At 67.3% G+C, this 16,483-nt stretch carries 15 protein-coding genes and 1 pseudogene; 7 read left to right on the top strand and 9 right to left on the bottom strand.

Annotated features, from left to right (window positions below; genetic code table 11):
* Positions 1 to 101 precede the first annotated feature (101 nt).
* Both V6V88_RS15050 and V6V88_RS15045 read left to right on the top strand, forming a co-directional pair.
* Positions 102 to 614, top strand: coding sequence for a MarR family transcriptional regulator (locus V6V88_RS15050; RefSeq protein WP_062840980.1), 513 nt, complete (start codon positions 102 to 104; stop codon positions 612 to 614).
* Positions 611 to 1,444: pseudogene (locus V6V88_RS15045) on the top strand (DNA alkylation repair protein). The gene V6V88_RS15050 and the pseudogene V6V88_RS15045 overlap by 4 nt, the downstream one beginning before the upstream one ends.
* Positions 1,445 to 1,502: 58 nt before the next feature.
* Here V6V88_RS15045 and V6V88_RS15040 read toward each other — a convergent pair.
* Complete coding sequence (locus V6V88_RS15040; protein WP_338615432.1) at positions 1,503 to 2,252, bottom strand: SDR family oxidoreductase; 750 nt, start codon at positions 2,250 to 2,252, stop codon at positions 1,503 to 1,505.
* Positions 2,253 to 2,354: 102 nt separating this feature from the next.
* On the opposite strand from V6V88_RS15040, the gene V6V88_RS15035 reads away from it, so the two are divergent.
* Both V6V88_RS15035 and V6V88_RS15030 read left to right on the top strand, forming a co-directional pair.
* Entirely contained in the window at positions 2,355 to 3,272 is a 918-nt protein-coding gene (locus tag V6V88_RS15035; RefSeq protein ID WP_338615430.1) for a LysR substrate-binding domain-containing protein, read from the top strand.
* Between the two features lie 78 nt (positions 3,273 to 3,350).
* On the top strand, positions 3,351 to 4,151 hold the full coding sequence (locus V6V88_RS15030) for a DUF169 domain-containing protein (protein ID WP_175155613.1): 801 nt from the start codon (positions 3,351 to 3,353) through the stop codon (positions 4,149 to 4,151).
* Here the strand turns inward: V6V88_RS15030 and V6V88_RS15025 are convergent.
* Positions 4,142 to 5,053, bottom strand: coding sequence for a LysR family transcriptional regulator (locus tag V6V88_RS15025; RefSeq protein ID WP_338615429.1), 912 nt, complete (start codon positions 5,051 to 5,053; stop codon positions 4,142 to 4,144). The genes V6V88_RS15030 and V6V88_RS15025 overlap by 10 nt on opposite strands.
* Positions 5,054 to 5,153: 100 nt before the next feature.
* Here V6V88_RS15025 and V6V88_RS15020 point away from each other — a divergent pair, with 100 nt between their 5' ends.
* Both V6V88_RS15020 and V6V88_RS15015 read left to right on the top strand, forming a co-directional pair.
* Positions 5,154 to 6,362, top strand: coding sequence for an MFS transporter (locus V6V88_RS15020; RefSeq protein WP_338615428.1), 1,209 nt, complete (start codon positions 5,154 to 5,156; stop codon positions 6,360 to 6,362).
* A 126-nt stretch (positions 6,363 to 6,488) separates the two neighbouring features.
* Positions 6,489 to 7,157 (top strand): HAD family phosphatase, encoded by a 669-nt coding sequence (locus V6V88_RS15015; protein WP_338615427.1) that lies wholly within the window; start codon positions 6,489 to 6,491, stop codon positions 7,155 to 7,157.
* A gap of 14 nt (positions 7,158 to 7,171) precedes the next feature.
* Here V6V88_RS15015 and V6V88_RS15010 read toward each other — a convergent pair whose 3' ends face one another.
* The 4 genes from V6V88_RS15010 to V6V88_RS14995 form a co-directional block, all read right to left on the bottom strand.
* Positions 7,172 to 8,329 carry a nitronate monooxygenase family protein gene (locus V6V88_RS15010; protein WP_062840973.1) on the bottom strand — a complete coding sequence of 386 codons (1,158 nt, stop codon included), beginning with the start codon at positions 8,327 to 8,329 and terminating at the stop codon, positions 7,172 to 7,174.
* Between the two features lie 121 nt (positions 8,330 to 8,450).
* Positions 8,451 to 9,839 carry a tripartite tricarboxylate transporter permease gene (locus V6V88_RS15005; RefSeq protein WP_338615426.1) on the bottom strand — a complete coding sequence of 463 codons (1,389 nt, stop codon included), beginning with the start codon at positions 9,837 to 9,839 and terminating at the stop codon, positions 8,451 to 8,453.
* The gene (locus tag V6V88_RS15000; RefSeq protein ID WP_338615425.1) at positions 9,836 to 10,360 is read right to left on the bottom strand and encodes a hypothetical protein; all 525 of its coding nucleotides are present in this window, start codon (positions 10,358 to 10,360) and stop codon (positions 9,836 to 9,838) included. Before V6V88_RS15000 ends, V6V88_RS15005 begins: the two co-directional genes overlap by 4 nt.
* 70 nt (positions 10,361 to 10,430) lie before the next feature.
* A complete protein-coding gene (locus V6V88_RS14995) occupies positions 10,431 to 11,720 on the bottom strand; it encodes a hydroxymethylglutaryl-CoA reductase, degradative (RefSeq protein WP_223576509.1) in 1,290 nt (429 codons plus the stop codon).
* Between the two features lie 131 nt (positions 11,721 to 11,851).
* Here V6V88_RS14995 and V6V88_RS14990 point away from each other — a divergent pair, with 131 nt between their 5' ends.
* Complete coding sequence (locus tag V6V88_RS14990; RefSeq protein ID WP_062841095.1) at positions 11,852 to 13,270, top strand: PLP-dependent aminotransferase family protein; 1,419 nt, start codon at positions 11,852 to 11,854, stop codon at positions 13,268 to 13,270.
* Here the strand turns inward: V6V88_RS14990 and V6V88_RS14985 are convergent.
* The 3 genes from V6V88_RS14985 to V6V88_RS14975 all read right to left on the bottom strand — a co-directional run bounded on the left by V6V88_RS14985 (position 13,261) and on the right by V6V88_RS14975 (position 16,324).
* On the bottom strand, positions 13,261 to 14,088 hold the full coding sequence (locus tag V6V88_RS14985) for an anaerobic ribonucleoside-triphosphate reductase activating protein (protein ID WP_062840971.1): 828 nt from the start codon (positions 14,086 to 14,088) through the stop codon (positions 13,261 to 13,263). The genes V6V88_RS14990 and V6V88_RS14985 overlap by 10 nt on opposite strands.
* Positions 14,054 to 14,236, bottom strand: coding sequence for an anaerobic ribonucleoside-triphosphate reductase (nrdD, locus tag V6V88_RS14980; RefSeq protein ID WP_056318292.1), 183 nt, complete (start codon positions 14,234 to 14,236; stop codon positions 14,054 to 14,056). The genes V6V88_RS14985 and nrdD overlap by 35 nt, the downstream gene beginning before the upstream one ends.
* A gap of 93 nt (positions 14,237 to 14,329) precedes the next feature.
* Positions 14,330 to 16,324, bottom strand: coding sequence for a ribonucleoside triphosphate reductase (locus V6V88_RS14975; protein WP_338615422.1), 1,995 nt, complete (start codon positions 16,322 to 16,324; stop codon positions 14,330 to 14,332).
* Positions 16,325 to 16,483: the final 159 nt, after the last annotated feature.

Below are 16,483 nucleotides of genomic sequence, written 5' to 3'. Positions count from 1 at the left end.
CAAACCGTTGTTCATGCGGCGCTTCACGTTGCATTTGCCTCAATTGATTAGCCGCCATACTATATGGCACAAAATCAATTCCCTCTGGCTTTCATCCGAACATGCTCGAACTCAAACATCACGCCTTGCTGGACGAGGTGTCCCGACGAGGGCTGCCGTCCGCAGACGGCGTGCGCCTGTGTTTCCAGGTACTGGCGTTGGCCAGCGCCATCGACCGGGACTGCGCCATGAGGTTGGCCCCCAAGCAATTGTCCGAAGCCAAATTCGTGTTGTTGTTCCTGCTGCAAGGCCAGCCGGACGGGCTGTCGCCCCACGAACTGGCGACGCGCGCCGGCGTGACGCGCGCGACGATTACCGGCTTGGTGGACGGGCTGGAGCGGGACGGGTTCGTCACGCGCGAAGGTGGGCAGGCCGACCGTCGCACAATTGCAGTGAAGCTGACTGCCAAAGGCACGCGGATCGCGGGCAGGCTGTTCAAGGAGCATGCGACGTGGATCGGTTCGCTCTTTGGCGGGTTGAGTGCTGCCGAGCAGGATCAGTTGAGCCGGTTGCTGACGAAAGTGTGGCGCGGCACGGATGCCGGTAGGGTCGCACGGCAGGATGCCGGGCTATGAACAAGAGAACAGACAAGGCGGAGGAAGGCGCGGCCAATGGCGTTGCGCCGGCACGGAACAAGTCGGCCGGGCGAGGCGTGAAGGACCTCGCGCCGGCAAGGCTGGCCCAATTGAATGCGGGCGCGCCGGCCACGACGCTGACAGAGTGCCTGGCGGTGGACTACGCGCGTTTGATGCAGGCAGCCGTACCCGAAGTGGGTGCGCAGGCGCTGGCCGTGATGCGTGCGGATGCGATGGCGGGAATATCCAAGCGGATGCAGCGGGCGGCGTTGATCTTGCTGGACACGCTGGGGCCGCAAGCGATCGACCGGCTGCAAGCACATGCCTCGGACACCGTCCGTGGCTGGGCCTGCTTCATGGTGGGCGCGTTGCCTGGGCTGCCGGTGCGAGCACGGCTGGATATGATCCGTCCTTTCGCCGACGATGCGCATTTTGGTGTGCGGGAATGGGCCTGGCTGGCCGTCCGGCCGCCGTTGACGGCCGAACTCGAGACGTCGGTGGCCTGTCTGGCGCCGTGGACAATCCACTCGTCCGAGCGCGTGCGGCGTTTTGCCAGCGAGTCGCTGCGGCCACGTGGCGTCTGATGCGCCCACGTTCCGGCGCTGAAGGCCAATCCGGCCATCGCGTTGCCGCTGCTCGAACCGTTGCGGGCGGATCCAGCCACTTATGTGCAGGACTCCGTGGCCAACTGGCTCAACGATGCCAGTAAGGATCAGCCAGATTGGGTGCGTGAGCTCTGCGCGCGATGGTCAGCTGGGGCCGCTACTGCCGGCGCCAAAGCCGCCACCGAGCGGATCTGCAAGCGCGCCCTGCGTTCAGTCGGCCCATAGGGGGCATGAATGCCTGATACGCCCGTCCTGAACGCGGCCATCGCCCTGGCCGCCCGGCTTACAGCTGGCTCATGCCGCCGTCCGCGATGATCTCCGTGCCCACGATGAAGGCCGACTCGCGCGCGGCCAGGTGCAGCACGGTCGCCGCGATCTCCTGGGGTGTGCCGAAGCGGCCCAGCGGCACCTGCGCCTGGATGCTGGCGGCGGTCTTTTCCAGCGTGGCGGGAGCCAGCCCCAGCTTGTTGTAGATGGGGGTGGCGACCGGTCCGGGGCTGACGACGTTGACCCGGATGCCGCGCGGCAGCCATTCGGCCGACAGCGTCTTGGCCAGGGAGATCAGGGCGGCCTTGCTGGCGGCGTAGATCGACGATGCCGGCATGCCGATGTGGGCGTTGATGGACCCGTTGAGCACGATGGACGCGCCCGAGTTGAGCAAGGGGTCCAGCGCCTGGAGCTGGAAGTAGACGCCCTTGACGTTGGTATTGAACGTCTGATCCCAGAGGTCTTCCGTGGCGTCGGTCAGCGTCGCGAACTTGGCGATGCCGGCGTTGGCGAAGACGGCATCCAGGCGCACGCCTGCCGATGCCAGGGCGTGGACCAGTGCGGCAGCAGCTCCGGGCGCTCCGGCCGTGTTCTGGATGGCCAGCGCGTTTGCGCCCAAGGCGGCGCGGGTCTTTTCCAGGGCGGCTGCATCGCGCCCGGTGACGATGACGCGGGCGCCTTCGGCGGCAAAGGCTTGGGCGGCCGCAAGGCCGATGCCGCTGGTGCCGCCAGTGACCAGGACGGTCTTTTGTTCAAAACGGTTCATGATGGATTCCTTGGGAAGTGGGGAAGAGGTGTAGCCATGTTGCGCCTCGCCCGGTGCTTTGTCGTACGATCTGGCGCATAAACACGTTCGAAGGAATCGCACATGTTGAGCCCGAATGAACTGGCGCTGCTGGAAGCCATCCGCGACAGCGGCAGTCTGTCCCGGGCAGCCGCGAAGCTGGGTAAGGCCCCATCATCGGTGTCGCACGCCGCCCGCCAGCTTGAGGAGCGCTTTGACGCCCTGTTGTTCGACCGCCGGAGCTACCGGATGCAACTCACGCCTGCGGGGCAGTTGCTGGCCGACGAAGCCGGGCGGCTGGCCCAGGACGTCAGCCGGCTGACGCAGCGGGTGCGGCAGGTCGCCAGCGGTTGGGAGGACCGGCTGCGCATCGTCAGCGACGAAATCCTGGAATTCGAGCTCATGGCGCCGCTCATCCAGGCATTCGACAAGCTGGGCTCGGGCGTGCGGCTGCGGTTCACGCACGAGGTGCTGGGCGGCACGTGGGAGGCGCTGCGCGAGGGCCGCGCGGACCTGATCGTGGGCGCCACCAACGAACCGCAAACCATGCCGAACCTGCAGTGGGCGGCGCTGGGCGAAATAGAGTGGCTGTTCGCCGTGTCGCCGCGCCATCCGCTTGCGCGCGCCAAGGCGCCGCTGCGCCAGGACCAGATCCAGCAGCATCGTGCCGTCGTCGTCGCCGACACGGCGCGGGGCGCGGCGGCTCGCGGCTACGGTGGGGTGGGCGGGCAGGCCACGCTGGCGGTGCCCAGCATGCGGGCCAAGATCCTGGCGCAGCGCGCCGGACTGGGGGTGGGCTGGGTGCCGCGGCACCGCGCGGCCTCGTTGCTGGCGCGAGGCGAACTCGTGGAAATGGCCACGGAAACCCCGCGCGAACCGAACCTGCTGTACCTGGCGTGGCGCAGCGATCACGATGGACGCGCCCTGCGCTGGTGGCTGGACCAATTGCGCCAGCCGCGGGTGGCCGCGGCGCTGATGCGGGGCATCGACGGGTTCGCCTGACGCGTTGTAGTCTTAGCCGCGTGCGGCAGCCCCGGCGCCCGGCCGGCCAGACCGCGTACAACAGTCCCAAGGACGAACATGGAAGAGACAAGACAGGAACCCCCGCTCGATTGGGCGTCGCTGGTCGACGACCTGAACCGGCTGCTGCGCCTGAAGACTACGGTCATCGGCATGAAGCTGTACGAGCACGAGGCGGACATGGCAGGCGTGAAAGGCCTGCGCCGGCCCCAGGCCACCCACACCACGGACCAGATCGTGGGCATGGCCGCGCGGCTGGGCTGGACGGTGGGTATCACGGGTGACGATCTGGTCGGCGCGCAATGCCGCGCCGTCATCGGGCTGGGCCCGCAGGACGAGGCATGGAAGCAGGGCAAGGAATACGTGGGCGTCTGGCACGCGACCGAAGCGGACGCTCGGGCGCGCCAGGAGGCCCTGTCCTGTGTGCCGGCCGGCAAGTACCGGGCGATGGTGGTGTCGCCGCTGGCATCCGGACGCCTGGACCCGCCCGACATCTGTCTGGTGTATGCCACGCCGGGCCAGATGATCATCCTGATCAACGGCCTGCAATGGAAAAACTACCGGCGCTTTGACTGGAGCGTCGTGGGCGAGACGGCCTGTGCGGATTCCTGGGGCAGGGCGCTTGCCACGGGCGAACCCAGCCTGTCGCTGCCTTGTTTTGCAGAGCGCAGATATGGCGGGGTGCCCGATGAAGAAATGCTCATGGCCCTGCCGCCGCGCTATCTGCCCATTGCCATAGAAGGTATGAAGGCGTTGTCGGCCAACGGCCTGCGCTATCCCATTGCGCCGTATGGCATTCAGAACGACGTGCGTGCAGGCATGGGCGTAAGCTACGCCCAACCGCCCAAGGCTCAGGGTTGAACGCCGGCTTGCAGCGCCGCTGCCAGCGCGCGCGCGGCCGGCCCCAGCGGCCGGTCGATGCGGTGCGCAAGATAGGTTTCCATGGCGATCTGGCTGTCGCGGCCCAGGCTGGCGGCGGGCACGCGCAGCAGACGGCCTTCGGCCAGATCGCGCGCCACCTGCCAAAGCGGCAGGCGACCCCAACCGAGTCCGGACAGGATCAGCGCATGCTTGGTGTCCTGTCCGCTGACGCGGCATGTCTGCGGCGACAGGACGGCGAAGTCGCGGCCTTCGGACAGGGGCGACGGATCGGATTGCACGATCTGCAGGTGATCCGCCAGGTCCGCTGCCGCAAGCGCCTGCCCGGCACGCGCGTTCTGCGCCAAGGGGTGCGAGGCGCCGACGACGGCCACCATCTGTACGGCGCCCAATGCCTGCACGGCGATGCGCGGATGCCTGAAATGCTCTCCGGCCAGGATCCCCAGCGTGTGCGTGCCGGCCAGCAGCGCCTCTACCGGCCCGCCCAGCGGCAGCACCGACACGCGCAGCGACACCGAGGGATACGTGGCGCGCATCCGGTTGAGCGCCGCGCCCGCCTGTTCGATGGGAAAGAGCGTATCGATGACCAGCGACAGTTCCAGTTCCACGCCTTCGCCCAGCCCCTGGGCGCGGGCGCGCATCGCATCGACCCGCAAGAGGATGTCGCGGGCGTTGGCAAGCAGGGCTTGCCCCTGCGGCGTCATGACGGGACGATGGCCGGTGCGGTCGAACAGCGGCACGCCCAATTGCGCCTCCATGTTGGCGATGGCGTGGCTGACGGCGGACTGCACCCGCGCCAGGCGGCGGGCGGCCGCACGAAAGCTGCCCGTGTCCGCCACGGCGGCGAATACGCGCAGTTGGTCCAGGGTCAGGGCGTCAATCATGTTGATCTATTTTTTCGATCAAAAACGTCAAAAGGTTATCACTTCGCGGGATCGGCTTTGCGCGGCATGATGCCGGAATTCCGGCAAAAACGAGGGCAGGATGGACAAGGTTGATGGGGTCGCGGCAGACAGCCGCGCAGCGGGACATCATTGGGGCGCGGTGCTGGCCATCGTCGGCGCGGGCGTGGTGGCGGCGTTGCAGGTGGGTAAGGTCATCATTGCCGCGCCGCTCCTGCGCAAGGACATGGGACTGGATCTGGCCTCTATCGGCACATTGACGGCGGTGTTCTCGGTGCTGGGCATGGTGGGCGGCATCGCCGCGGGCGGCGTGATTGCACGCTTTGGCGCGCGGCGCATGCTGATTCTGGGCCTGGCGGCCACGGCCGCCGGCACCGCGGCCGGTGCGCTGGCGACGACGTACGGCCTGCTGCTCGGGTCGCGGATCGTCGAGGGACTGGGTTTCCTGCTCGTCACGGTAGCCGGCCCCGCGGCGTTGCAGCGCATCGTCGCGGGCGGCAGGCGCGACTTCGCCTTCGCGCTCTGGAGCTGCTACATGCCGGCCCGGATGGCGATTGCCATGCTTGCCTCGCAGGCGTTTGACGATTGGCATGCCTATTGGTGGTGTGCGGGCATTGCCGCCGGCGTGGCGCTGGTCAGCATCGCCGTGCTCGCGCCGCCTACGCCCCGGGGAACCAGCCTGTCGTGGCAGGGCCTGCGCCAGGACACCGCCGACACCATGGGCGCGGCCGGCCCGGTGCTGCTGGCGCTGTCCTTCACGCTCTACAGCCTGATGTTCTTCGCGCTGTTCACGTTCCTGCCGGTGCTGCTGATGGAGCAATTGGGGCTGACGCTTGCCAAAGCCGGCCTGTATAGCGCCATCGCCAGCGCCGCCAATGTGGTGGGCAACCTGGGCGCGGGCGTGCTGCTGGCGCGCGGATGGCGCCGGTCCACATTGATTGCGCTGGCCAGTTCGGTGATGTCGGCCGTGGCGCTCCTGATCTTCGGATCGGCGCTGCCCGCCATGACCACCTTTCTGCTGTGCGTGCTGTTCTCGGCCGTGGGCGGACTGATCCCGGCCACGCTGCTGGGCACCGCGCCGCTGGTCGCCCCGCGTCCGGCGCTGACCGCCGCATCCGTGGGACTGGTCATGCAGGGCAGCAACCTCGGGCAGGTGATTGGACCGGTGGCCGTAGGCGGTGCAATCGACCGCTTTGGCTGGACGTCCGCCTCGTTCATCGTCGCGGCCGCGGGTCTGGCGGGCGTGGCGGTTGCCTGGCGTCTGCGGCGCGTGAAAGGCGTCCGTCTTTGACGTGCGCTGGCCGGCACGTGCGCGCGGGGCCTCGCCTGCGTGCGCCGCCAGGCGCAGGTCATCCGGCCGGGTCGGCGCGGTAACCCGGCTGGCCTATCATGGAGCGCACGACACGATGGAGGTTGCATGCACACGTCCGCTCCACGCCTGGTGATCTTCGATTGCGATGGCGTCCTGATCGACAGCGAAATCATTGCCGCGCGCGCCCAGTCCCGCGCGCTGGCCGAACACGGCATCGCGATTACGCCTGAAGAGGCAGCGCAGCGGTTTGCCGGCATTCCCGATGCGGACATGTGGCGCACGTTGCAGGCCGAAAGCGCCTGCTCGCTGCCCGACGAATTTGCCCGGCAGTATGCCGACCGGCTGGAGCGCACGTTCCGCACCGAGCTGCGCGCGCTGCCGCACGTGCATGAAACCTTGAGGGTCTTGCGCGAACGCGGCCTGGACCTGTGCGTGGCGTCCAGCAGCATGCCCGCCAAGCTTGAGGCGGCATTGAAGATGGTGGGTCTGTGGGAGATGTTTGCGCCTCACGTGTTCAGCACGGCGCAGGTCGCCAAGGGCAAGCCGGCGCCCGACATATTCCTGTATGCAGCGCGGCAGATGCGTGCCGCGGTGCTGGACTGCGTCGTGGTCGAGGACAGCGTGCCGGGAGTACGCGCCGCCCGCGCGGCGCGCATGCGGGCGGTGGGATTCGTCGGCGCCTCGCACAACGGGCCGCAGCAGCGGCAGCGGTTGCTGGACGAGGGCGCCTTTGAAGTGATCGATGATCTGCGGCGCCTGCCGGAGATCATCTGAGGGTTGCTGAGGCCTTATGCCGCGGCGGGCATTTCGCCGTGCAGCAGGTAATCCATCAGCTCGCGCACCGAGCGCATCGCGTTGCCGAACGGCAGCTTGGATGCGCCGCGGAAGAACAGGCCGCGGCTGACTTCGCCGCGCATGGCGGCCGCAAGTTTCAGGTCGATGCAGAACTGGCCAAACTTGGCGATGCCGTCGCGCAGGCCGCATTGCGTCAGGCAGTCCATGCGCTGGCTGCAGCGGCGCGGATCGGCGCGGGTGTTGGCCTGAAGCGTGCCTTCCTGGCGCAGGTAGCGCGTGAGCCACGGCGTGGCGACCGCGCGGGCCGGCAGGCCGGCCACGCTGGTGAATTCCGCCAGTTGGGTGGGATCGGCGTCGATCAGCACGCGCTTGAAGTTCTCGTGGGCGTCGCCTTCGTGGGTGACGGCGAACGCGGTGCCGACCTGCACGCCGTCGGCGCCGTTGCTGAGCCAGTGCCGGACCTGTTCGTGGCTGCCCACGCCGCCCGCGACGATCAGGCGGGGCGCATCGCGGCCCAACTGCAATTCACTGAAGAGGGCGTGACATTCGGCCAGCACCTTCTTGAAATCGAAACGTTCGCTGTGCAGGTCGTCGAGCCGGGCCGCGCCCAGGTGGCCGCCCGCATAGCCGGGGTGTTCGATGACGACTGCGTCGGCCAGGCGCCCCTTTTTCATCCATTTCTTCAGGACGGCGGCGACGCCCCGGGCCTCGGACAGAATGGGCACCAGCGCCACTTTGGGGAAGTCGGCGGTCATTTCGGGCAGGTCCAGCGGCAGGCCGGCGCCCATGACGATGGCCTCGGCGCCGCTTTCGCAGGCCTGGCGCACCAGCGCGGGGTGGTCGCGCACTGCCTTCATGACGTTCACCGCCACCAGGCCGCGGCCTTGCGCGGTGTCTAGCGCGGCGCGCACTTCACGATGCAGGGCTTCGCGGTTGGCCGTGTCGATCGTGTCGCGGTCATTGCATTTTTCAGTTTTTTCCACGAGATCGGCGTGGTGATGGCGCAAATCGACGCTGGCAATGGTGCCCACGGCGTTCTGGCTGGCAACCGCGCCGGCCAGGCGATGGGCGGATACGCCAACGCCCATGCCGCCCTGCACGATGGGCAGCAACTCGCGTCCGGCGAGGGTGAGTGATTTGAACCACGTCATGATATGAGTCTTTCCTCTGGTCAAGAGAACAGAGGCTAGAGCAAGGTGGGGAGCCCCGCCTTGCGAAGGATCAAGTGGCGCGGCAATGGGCGGGGCTAAATGCCCGCCCATCCGTCACGCTTTATCCCAGCAGCTTGACGATCGCCGGCACCGAGAGCACGGCGGTGTAGTAGCCCATGAACTGCACGCCGGTGTTGAAACCGAACAGGCGCGACAGCAGGCCGCCGATGAGGCCCATGGTCAGGATGACGAGCAGGCCCAGGAATTGGCCTTCCCAGACGCTGATCACGATGATCAATCCCACGAACGTGGCGATGATGGCTTCGTGGCTGACACGGCGCGAGACGAACAGCGCGGCGCGGCGCGCGAAGTTCATGGCGAAGGGGTAGGACACCACCGCCGCCAGCAGCACCGCCAGCATGCCGTAGCCCAGGAATTCCCAGTGGTTCAGCAGGTTGTGCAGGTTGTGCGTCTGGCCCGTTGCCGCATCCACCGTAAAGCGCGGCGGTGCGTTAAAGAGCGGCGCCGCCGGTCCCGCGGCCACGGGGCTCAGGGGCAGCCCGAACGCGATCAGCGGAATCAGGGCCTCGGCAATGTAGGTGGCTTCGGTCACGCCGTTGCGCGCGCTCAGCACCGTGGTCAGGCGGTGATAGGCGTGCTTGATGCGCGAGCCCACCAGTTCGCCCAGCACGACGGTCATGGCGACCGGACTGAACACGAACGTGGCGCTTGAGACGGCCGCGGTGGCAAGCGTCCAGCGGGTCTGCACGCGGTCCATGACCTTCAGCGGGTTCGGAAAGTAGCCCGACCAGCCCTTCACATCGGGCGCCAGCGAGAACGTGCGCACCTTGTCGCGCATCATCTTGCCGCGGCCTTGCGGCGAGAGGACAGTGAACAGGTCGGCGATCAGCGGGCCGATCGCAATGCCCAGGAAATAGCTGATGCTCAGCTTGACGCCGTACTTGGCGGTCAGGCTTTGCAGCGCAATGATGACCATGACGAACGGCACCAGCAGCGCCACGGCGGCCCAGCGTCCCGCGGAAAAATATGCGATCAGCAATGCGGCCGCCAGGAAGATCCAGGGGGCCGACTTGGTGATGGCGGCGCCGAACGGCGCAAGCAGCACGGCAAACAGCACCGCCAGCGGCACCGCGACAAAGGCCGCCACGATGGCGCCGGACACCATCTTGCGCAGCGCAATGTGCGGCACGCCCAGCTTGCGCAGCATGTTTGCATCCTGCAGCAATGGCGTGGCCATCGTGTCGCCGGGGATGCCCAAGAGCGCGGTGGGCACGGCGTGCGTCATGTGCTTGGCCACCGCGCCCGCCAGGAAAAACGTGAAGACGCCGGCGGGCGGCACGCCCAGCAGCACCACCAGGAGGGTCAGCGGGGCCAGCGTGGTGGTTTCGTCGGTGCCGGACACCAGGCCGATGGCGGCGAACACCACCGCGCCCAACAGGCCCATGCCGGCGGCCACCATGATTTGTTCAAGCAGTGCGGGGTCGCTCATGCCAATGCCTCCTTGGCGGCGCCGCGCCGCGCGGCGGCGGCGTTGGCGGCGCTGTCTGTGACGCCATCGTTGACGCCATCACCGGCGCCAGAGCCGGCTGCGGCAGCAGGCTGTGCGAACAGGTCGTACAGATCCAGTTCCTTCAGTTCGCGCACCACCGGCTCGGGCAGGTCCGCCAGCGTGCCCAGGCCGCCCGGCTGCTCGGCCAGTTCGGCCAGCACCTCGGCGCGCCAGGCGGGATCGTGCGTGGCGCTGCGCTCGATGACCTCGCGCTTGGGCGGAAACAGCCGTGCGCAGATCACGCCGGCCAGCACGCAGCCCGCCAGCCCGGCCAGCATGGCGTAGGCGTGCGCCAGCTCGGGCGAGGCGACCATGCCGCGCAACCAGCGGCTGGCGGCAAAGAAGCCCGCCACGCTGATCGTGATGCCGATGCCGATGGCCCAGGCCAGATGCCTGAGATCCACGGTGTCGCTCCAGACTTCAGCCAGGCGCGTGGAGGGCGCCGGGAGGCTTTGTTTCATGTCTCTCTCCTGTGTTTATCGGACGGCGCGCGTTGGGGGCCGGCGCCGTCTCGGATACCTGCCTTGCGGGTTATCGGGCTGCGCGCAGTTCCTCCAGCAACGCCAGCGCGCGATCGGTGCGAACATCCTTTTCCGCCGCCATGCGCTTGGCGACCTCGTCGATCTCCGCGCCGGTTGCGCCGGCCACCAGGGCAATGTTGCGGGCATGCAGCGCCATGTGGCCGCGCTGGATGCCTTCGGTGGCAAGCGCGCGCAGCGCGCCCAGATTCTGCGCCAGGCCGACCGCGACGGCGACTTCGCCCAGCTCCTGCGCCGAGCGCACGTCCATGATCTTCAGCGCTAGGCGCGCCAGCGGATGGGTCTTGGTGGCGCCGCCGACCAGGCCCACGGGCATGGGCATTTCGATGGTGCCGACCAGGGCGCCGGAGGTGTCCTTTTCCCAGTGCGTCAGCGACGTGTAGCGGCCCGAGCGGCTGGCGTAGGCGTGCGCGCCGGCCTCGACCGCGCGCCAGTCATTGCCCGTGGCCACGATCACCGGGTCGATGCCGTTCATGATGCCCTTGTTATGCGTGGCGGCGCGGTACGGGTCGATTGCGGCGAACGTGTAGGCATCCAGCACGCCTTCGATGATCTGGGCCCCGCTGCGCTCCTTGGTGTCCAACGTCTGCGGGGTCAGACGCACGCGGGCGCGGGCCAGCCGCAGGTCGGCCAGGTTGGACAGGATGCGCAGCCGCACCGACCCGCCGACGATCTCCTCGACCAGCGGCGCCACGGCCTCGGCCATGGTGTTGACGGTGTTGGCGCCCATGGCATCGCGCACGTCGACGATCAGGTGCATCACGATCATCGGGCCGCGCGGCGTGTCGGGAAAGACGTGCACTTCGATGTCCTGGCAGCCGCCGCCCAGTTCGATCAGCACCTTGTCGCGGCTGTTGGCCAGCGTCAGGATGCGCTCCCGCTCGCGCAGCAGGGCCAGGCGCGCGCCATGCGGGTCGGTCAGGCCAAGCACCTGCACCTGCGCACGCATGAGGGGCCGGGTGCTGGATGTCTCGAAGCCGCCGCACTCGCGCGCCAGCTTGGCCATGAACGAAGCGGCAGCCACGACGGATGGTTCTTCCACCGCCATCGGCACCAGCACGTCGCGGCCATTGACCTGGAAGTTGCCAGCCACGCCCAGCGGCAGCTCGAAAGTGCCCAGCACGTTTTCGATCATGCCGTCGGCGCGGGCAAGGCCCAGGGCGCCGGGCTCGGCGAGCTGGCGGCGCTCTTCTGCCGTAAGCGAGGCGGCGTCGGCAATGGCAGCGAGGCGTTGGGCGGGCGTGAGGGCCCGGAAGTTGGGCAGGCGTGAATCGGCCACGATGGCGTGTCTCCGTATAAGAATCGAGTGGCCTGATTCTAGGTAAACTGTACCGCTATTCAGAGGTACAGTTTGGGCAAACAGTACCATTGCACTGCACCAATTTTCAGCAACGCATTCGCGGGGATTCCAACGTGGCAGACGCCAATCCGCCTGGCAGGCCGCAGCGCCCGGCGCCCATCGCCGAAAGTCTGGCCAACCTGATCGGCCAGCAGATCGCAGACGGCGTCTATCGCGCCGGCGACAAGTTGCCGTCCTTGCGCGAGCTGGCGCAATTGCATCGCTATGCCAAGAACACGGTCGTCGTGGCATTTGAAATGCTGGTGGCGCGCGGACTGGTCGAGCCGCGGCGCGGCTCTGGCTTTTACGTGTTGGACGTCGACCACGCGCGGCCCGCGGCGGACGAGGAACCGGGGCAACTGAGCCGGGCGATGGATATCGTGTGGCTCATGCGCGAGCAGCTCAAGACCCAGCCGGACGCGGTTGCCGTGGGCGATGGATTTCCGCCGGTGGAGTGGCTGGCGGACATGCGCATGGACCGCTACCACCAGAAGGTGGTGCGCACGGGGCTTGGCGCGTTATTCCGCTATGGCAGCCGTTTCGGCTACGCGCCGCTGCGCGAAAGCCTGGTGCGCAAGCTGGGCGATGTGGGCATCAACGCCGCGCCGTCGCAACTGGTGCTGACTCATGGCGCCAACGAGGCCATGGACCTGGTGATCCGGTACTTCCTGCCGCCGGGGTCGACGGCGCTGGTGGACGACCCAGGCTACTACCCGCTCTTTGGCAAGCTGAAGCTGGCCGGGGTGCGGATGGTGGGCGTGCCGCGCCTGCCCGACGGGCCGGACGTGGTGGCGTTGGAAGCATTGCTGCAGCGCGAAAAGCCGCGGCTTTTCTTCACGCAATCGATCGCGCACAACCCGACAGGCTCGGACATGTCGCCGGCCAAGGCCTACAAGATCCTGCAGTTGGCAGAGCGCTACAACCTGATGGTGGTCGAGAACGATCCGCTGGCGGACTTCAAGCCCACATCCTCGGTCCGGCTGTCGGCGCTGGATCAGCTTGAGCGCACGCTGTACATCGGCAGCTTCTCCAAGTCTTTCTCGGCGGCGCTGCGCGTGGGTTTCATCGCCTGTAATGCGGCACTGGCCAGCGATCTGGCCGACCTGAAAGCGCTGGTGCATGTCAGCAGTTCCGAATACTGCGAACGCATGGTGGACGTGATGCTGCGCGAGGGCCATTACGAGCGGCATCTGGTGCGGCTGCGGCAACGGCTGGAGGCCGCGACCGGACAGGCCTTGCAGGTGCTGGAGGCGCTGGGCGCGCACGTGTTTACGCGTCCGACCAGCTCGCTGTACCTGTGGGCGGCGTTTCCGGGCGTGCCGGACTCGCTGACGCTGGCCGAGGCGCTTATGCCCGCAAAGGTCATCATGGCGCCGGGCCGCGTGTTCAGCGTGGACCCCAAGGCGGTTTCGCCGTGGTCCCGCTGCAATGTAGGCGCCGTGGTGTCGCCGCGGTTTCATGCCACCCTGGCCGCGCACCTGGCTCACCGATAGGCAAATTCCTCGAAGGTCTGCCGCAGTTCGGCCTGCGCCTGGTTGCTGAGCGCGCGCGCGACCGGGGCGCCGGGCGCGGCGCGTGCCGCCTGCACCGCAAACTGGCGCACGCCGCGGCGCGAGAGTTCACGCGCCAGCGTCATCAGGCGCGGTTCGTCCAGCCAGTCCGGATGCCAGGTGATGCGGCATTCGAAGTCCGTGCCTGCCGATAGCAACTGCGTCAGGCACGCGAGCGCCGGGCGCTGCGAGTCGCGGCGGCCCGTGATGTCGTCATACCCCTTGGCGTCCGCCTTGATATCCATGCCCACCCAGTCCAGATGGCGCAGCACGTCGGCCAGCCGCAACGGATAGATGCCTGCGGTGTGCAGGCCCACGCGGTAGCCCATGCGTTTGATGTCGCGGATCATGGCGGGCAGGCGCGGTTCGCTCAAGGGCTCGCCGCCGGAGAACACGACCGCATCCAGGAGGCCCTTGCGGGTTTCAAGGAAGGCACGGACTTCACGCCAGTCATAGCGGGCGGCGCGCGTCTGCAGCTCGGTGTTGTGGCAATAGTGGCACCGCCACGGACACCCCGAGATGAAGACGACCGCCGCCAGCTGGCCCGGCCAGTCCACGGTGGAAAAGGGCACCAGCCCCCCGACCGCGGGCGAATGCCGGGGCAGGGGCTGGATGACGGGTTGGGGCGGCGAGGCATAGGCTGGCCGGTCTGTCAGCAGGCGCACGGCCTGGCTGGCGGGCCGGCCGGCGCCGCCGGCCTGCGAAGCGCCCACGGGCGAGCCGCCTTCAGGCACTGCGTTCGACGAAGAAGCGGCGCTCATTGAATTCGCCCTGTTTGCCGGTGTTGAAGGAAGAAACCGGGCGGTGGTAGCCCATCACCCGGGTCCAGACTTCGCAGCGCACGCGCTGGCTGTCGTCCAGTTGGACGGCCGGAGCGGACGTGGCGGCGGGGGCGGTCAAGGTTTGCATGAGATTTCCTCGGGAGTGAATGCCGGACGCATGCCCGGCGGGTGAAGGACCGCGCGCGCCGGGAGGCCACGCGCCGGTCCGGGTCCGGAAACGCTACGCCGGCGTGCAGCAGGCCGATTGCTTGGCCAGCAGCTCCGCGTCGCACTTGGGGCAGAACTCGTGGTGCCCGGCCAGATAACCGTGATTCGGGCAGATCGAGAACGTGGGCGTGACGGTGATGTAGGGCAGGCGGAAATTGCTGAGCGCGCGGCGCACGAGCTGTTTGCAGGCCTCGGCGGTGGACACGGCTTCGTTCATGTACAGGTGCAGCACCGTGCCGCCCGTGTACTTGCTTTGCAGCGTTTCCTGCAGTTCCAGCGCGTGGAAGGGATCGTCCGTGTAGCCCACCGGCAACTGGCTGGAGTTGGTGTAGTAAGGCTGGGCGTCCGTGCCCGCTTGCAGGATGCCGGGATAACGCTTGCGGTCTTCGCGGGCAAAGCGGTATGTGGTGCCTTCGGCGGGCGTGGCTTCCAGGTTGTAGAGATGGCCGGTCTCTTCCTGGAATTCGGTCATGCGCTGGCGCACGCGATCCAGCAGGCGCACGGCAAAGGCGTGGCCGGCGGGCGTGGTCACGTCTTCGGCGTCGTCGGTGAAGTTGCGGATCATCTCGTTGATGCCGTTCACGCCCAGCGTGCTGAAGTGGTTGCGCAGCGTGCCCAGGTAGCGGCGGGTGTAGGGGTAGAGCCCCTGGTCGATATAGCGCTGCACCACCTTGCGCTTGGTTTCCAGGACATCTCGGCCCAGCGCCAGCAGATAGTCCAGGCGTTCCATGAGCCGAGCCTCGTCGCCGCGGCACGTATGGCCCAGGCGGGCGCAGTTCACGGTCACCACGCCGACCGACCCGGTCTGCTCGGCCGAGCCGAAGAGCCCGTTGCCGCGCTTCAAGAGTTCGCGCAGATCGAGCTGCAGGCGGCAGCACATCGAGCGCACCATGTGCGGCTCGAGGTCGGAATTCAGGAAGTTCTGGAAGTAGGGCAGCCCATAGCGCGCCGTCATTTCAAAGAGGCGCTCGGTGTTCGGGTGGTCCCAGTCGAAATCCGGCGTGATGTTGTAGGTGGGGATGGGGAACGTGAACACGCGGCCCTTCGCGTCGCCGGCCATCATGACCTCGATGTAGGCGCGGTTGATCATGTCCATTTCGGCTTGCAGGTCGCCGTAGGAGAACGGCATTTCCTCGCCGCCAACGTACGGAATCTGGTCCTTCAGGTCGGCCGGGCAGGTCCAGTCGAAGGTCAGGTTGGTGAAGGGCGTCTGTGTGCCCCAGCGGCTGGGCACGTTCAGGTTGAAGATCAGTTCCTGGATGGATTGCTTGACGTCCGCGTAGGTCATCGCGTCGCGGCGGATGAAGGGCGCCATGTAGGTGTCGAACGAACTGAATGCCTGCGCGCCGGCCCATTCGTTCTGCAGCGTGCCCAGGAAGTTGACGATCTGGCCGATGGCGGCCGACATATGCTTCGGAGGCGTGGATTCGACCTTGCCCGGGATGCCGTTGAAGCCTTCGGTCAGCAACTGGCGCAGCGACCAGCCGGCGCAGTAACCGCTGAGCATGTCCAGGTCGTGGATGTGGATGTCGCCTTCGCGGTGGGCGTGGCCGGCTTCGGGCGTGAAGACGTTGGACAGCCAGTAGTTGGCGGTGACCTTGCCGGCCACGTTCAGGATCAGGCCGCCCAGGCTGTATCCCTGGTTGGCGTTGGCATTCACGCGCCAGTCGCGCTGTTCCAGATACTCTTCCATGGCGCTTTCCACGTCGACCAGCGTGTGGCGCAGGGAACGCAGGCGGGCGTGCTGCTCGCGGTGGACGATGTAGGCGCGCGCCGTGCGCCAGTGGCCCGCCTGGACCAGGGCTTGCTCGACGCGGTTCTGGATGGTTTCGACGCCGGGGCAGACATTGCCGTCCAGCTTTGCGATGACGGTGCCGGTCAGGGCGCGTGCGCCTTGCAGGTCCAACTCCCCGGTGCTTTGGCCCGCTGCCGCCATGGCTTGCGCGATCTTCTCGCTATCGAATGCAACGACGCGGCCGTCGCGCTTGAGGATGTGTTGGATTTCCATTGTTGGCACCATATGTAGTGGAGTTCGAAAACTCTACCACCACATATGGTGCTGAACGGTCGGCATCTGGGCGCAGGTTGACCGGCGTCAAACAGGCAAAATGGTCTGCGAAATTGCGCAATGCGGCGATGGGCCGCGGCCAGGTGCTCAGTAAAACGC

The sequence above is a fragment of the Achromobacter sp. E1 genome (genome assembly GCF_037039475.1).
GTDB classification, from domain to species: domain Bacteria; phylum Pseudomonadota; class Gammaproteobacteria; order Burkholderiales; family Burkholderiaceae_B; genus Achromobacter; species Achromobacter mucicolens.
The sequence above is the reverse complement of the archived record's forward strand: the minus strand, read 5'-3'. Positions and strand labels throughout refer to the sequence as shown.

Coding starts and splice junctions, on each gene's coding strand:
- V6V88_RS15050 (WP_062840980.1), top strand. CDS start 102: ATGCTCGAACTCAAACATCACGCCTTGCTGGACGAGGTGTCCCGACGA.
- V6V88_RS15040 (WP_338615432.1), bottom strand. CDS start 2,252: ATGAACCGTTTTGAACAAAAGACCGTCCTGGTCACTGGCGGCACCAGC.
- V6V88_RS15035 (WP_338615430.1), top strand. CDS start 2,355: ATGTTGAGCCCGAATGAACTGGCGCTGCTGGAAGCCATCCGCGACAGC.
- V6V88_RS15030 (WP_175155613.1), top strand. CDS start 3,351: ATGGAAGAGACAAGACAGGAACCCCCGCTCGATTGGGCGTCGCTGGTC.
- V6V88_RS15025 (WP_338615429.1), bottom strand. CDS start 5,053: ATGATTGACGCCCTGACCCTGGACCAACTGCGCGTATTCGCCGCCGTG.
- V6V88_RS15020 (WP_338615428.1), top strand. CDS start 5,154: ATGGACAAGGTTGATGGGGTCGCGGCAGACAGCCGCGCAGCGGGACAT.
- V6V88_RS15015 (WP_338615427.1), top strand. CDS start 6,489: ATGCACACGTCCGCTCCACGCCTGGTGATCTTCGATTGCGATGGCGTC.
- V6V88_RS15010 (WP_062840973.1), bottom strand. CDS start 8,329: ATGACGTGGTTCAAATCACTCACCCTCGCCGGACGCGAGTTGCTGCCC.
- V6V88_RS15005 (WP_338615426.1), bottom strand. CDS start 9,839: ATGAGCGACCCCGCACTGCTTGAACAAATCATGGTGGCCGCCGGCATG.
- V6V88_RS15000 (WP_338615425.1), bottom strand. CDS start 10,360: ATGAAACAAAGCCTCCCGGCGCCCTCCACGCGCCTGGCTGAAGTCTGG.
- V6V88_RS14985 (WP_062840971.1), bottom strand. CDS start 14,088: ATGAGCGCCGCTTCTTCGTCGAACGCAGTGCCTGAAGGCGGCTCGCCC.
- nrdD (WP_056318292.1), bottom strand. CDS start 14,236: ATGCAAACCTTGACCGCCCCCGCCGCCACGTCCGCTCCGGCCGTCCAA.
- V6V88_RS14975 (WP_338615422.1), bottom strand. CDS start 16,324: ATGGAAATCCAACACATCCTCAAGCGCGACGGCCGCGTCGTTGCATTC.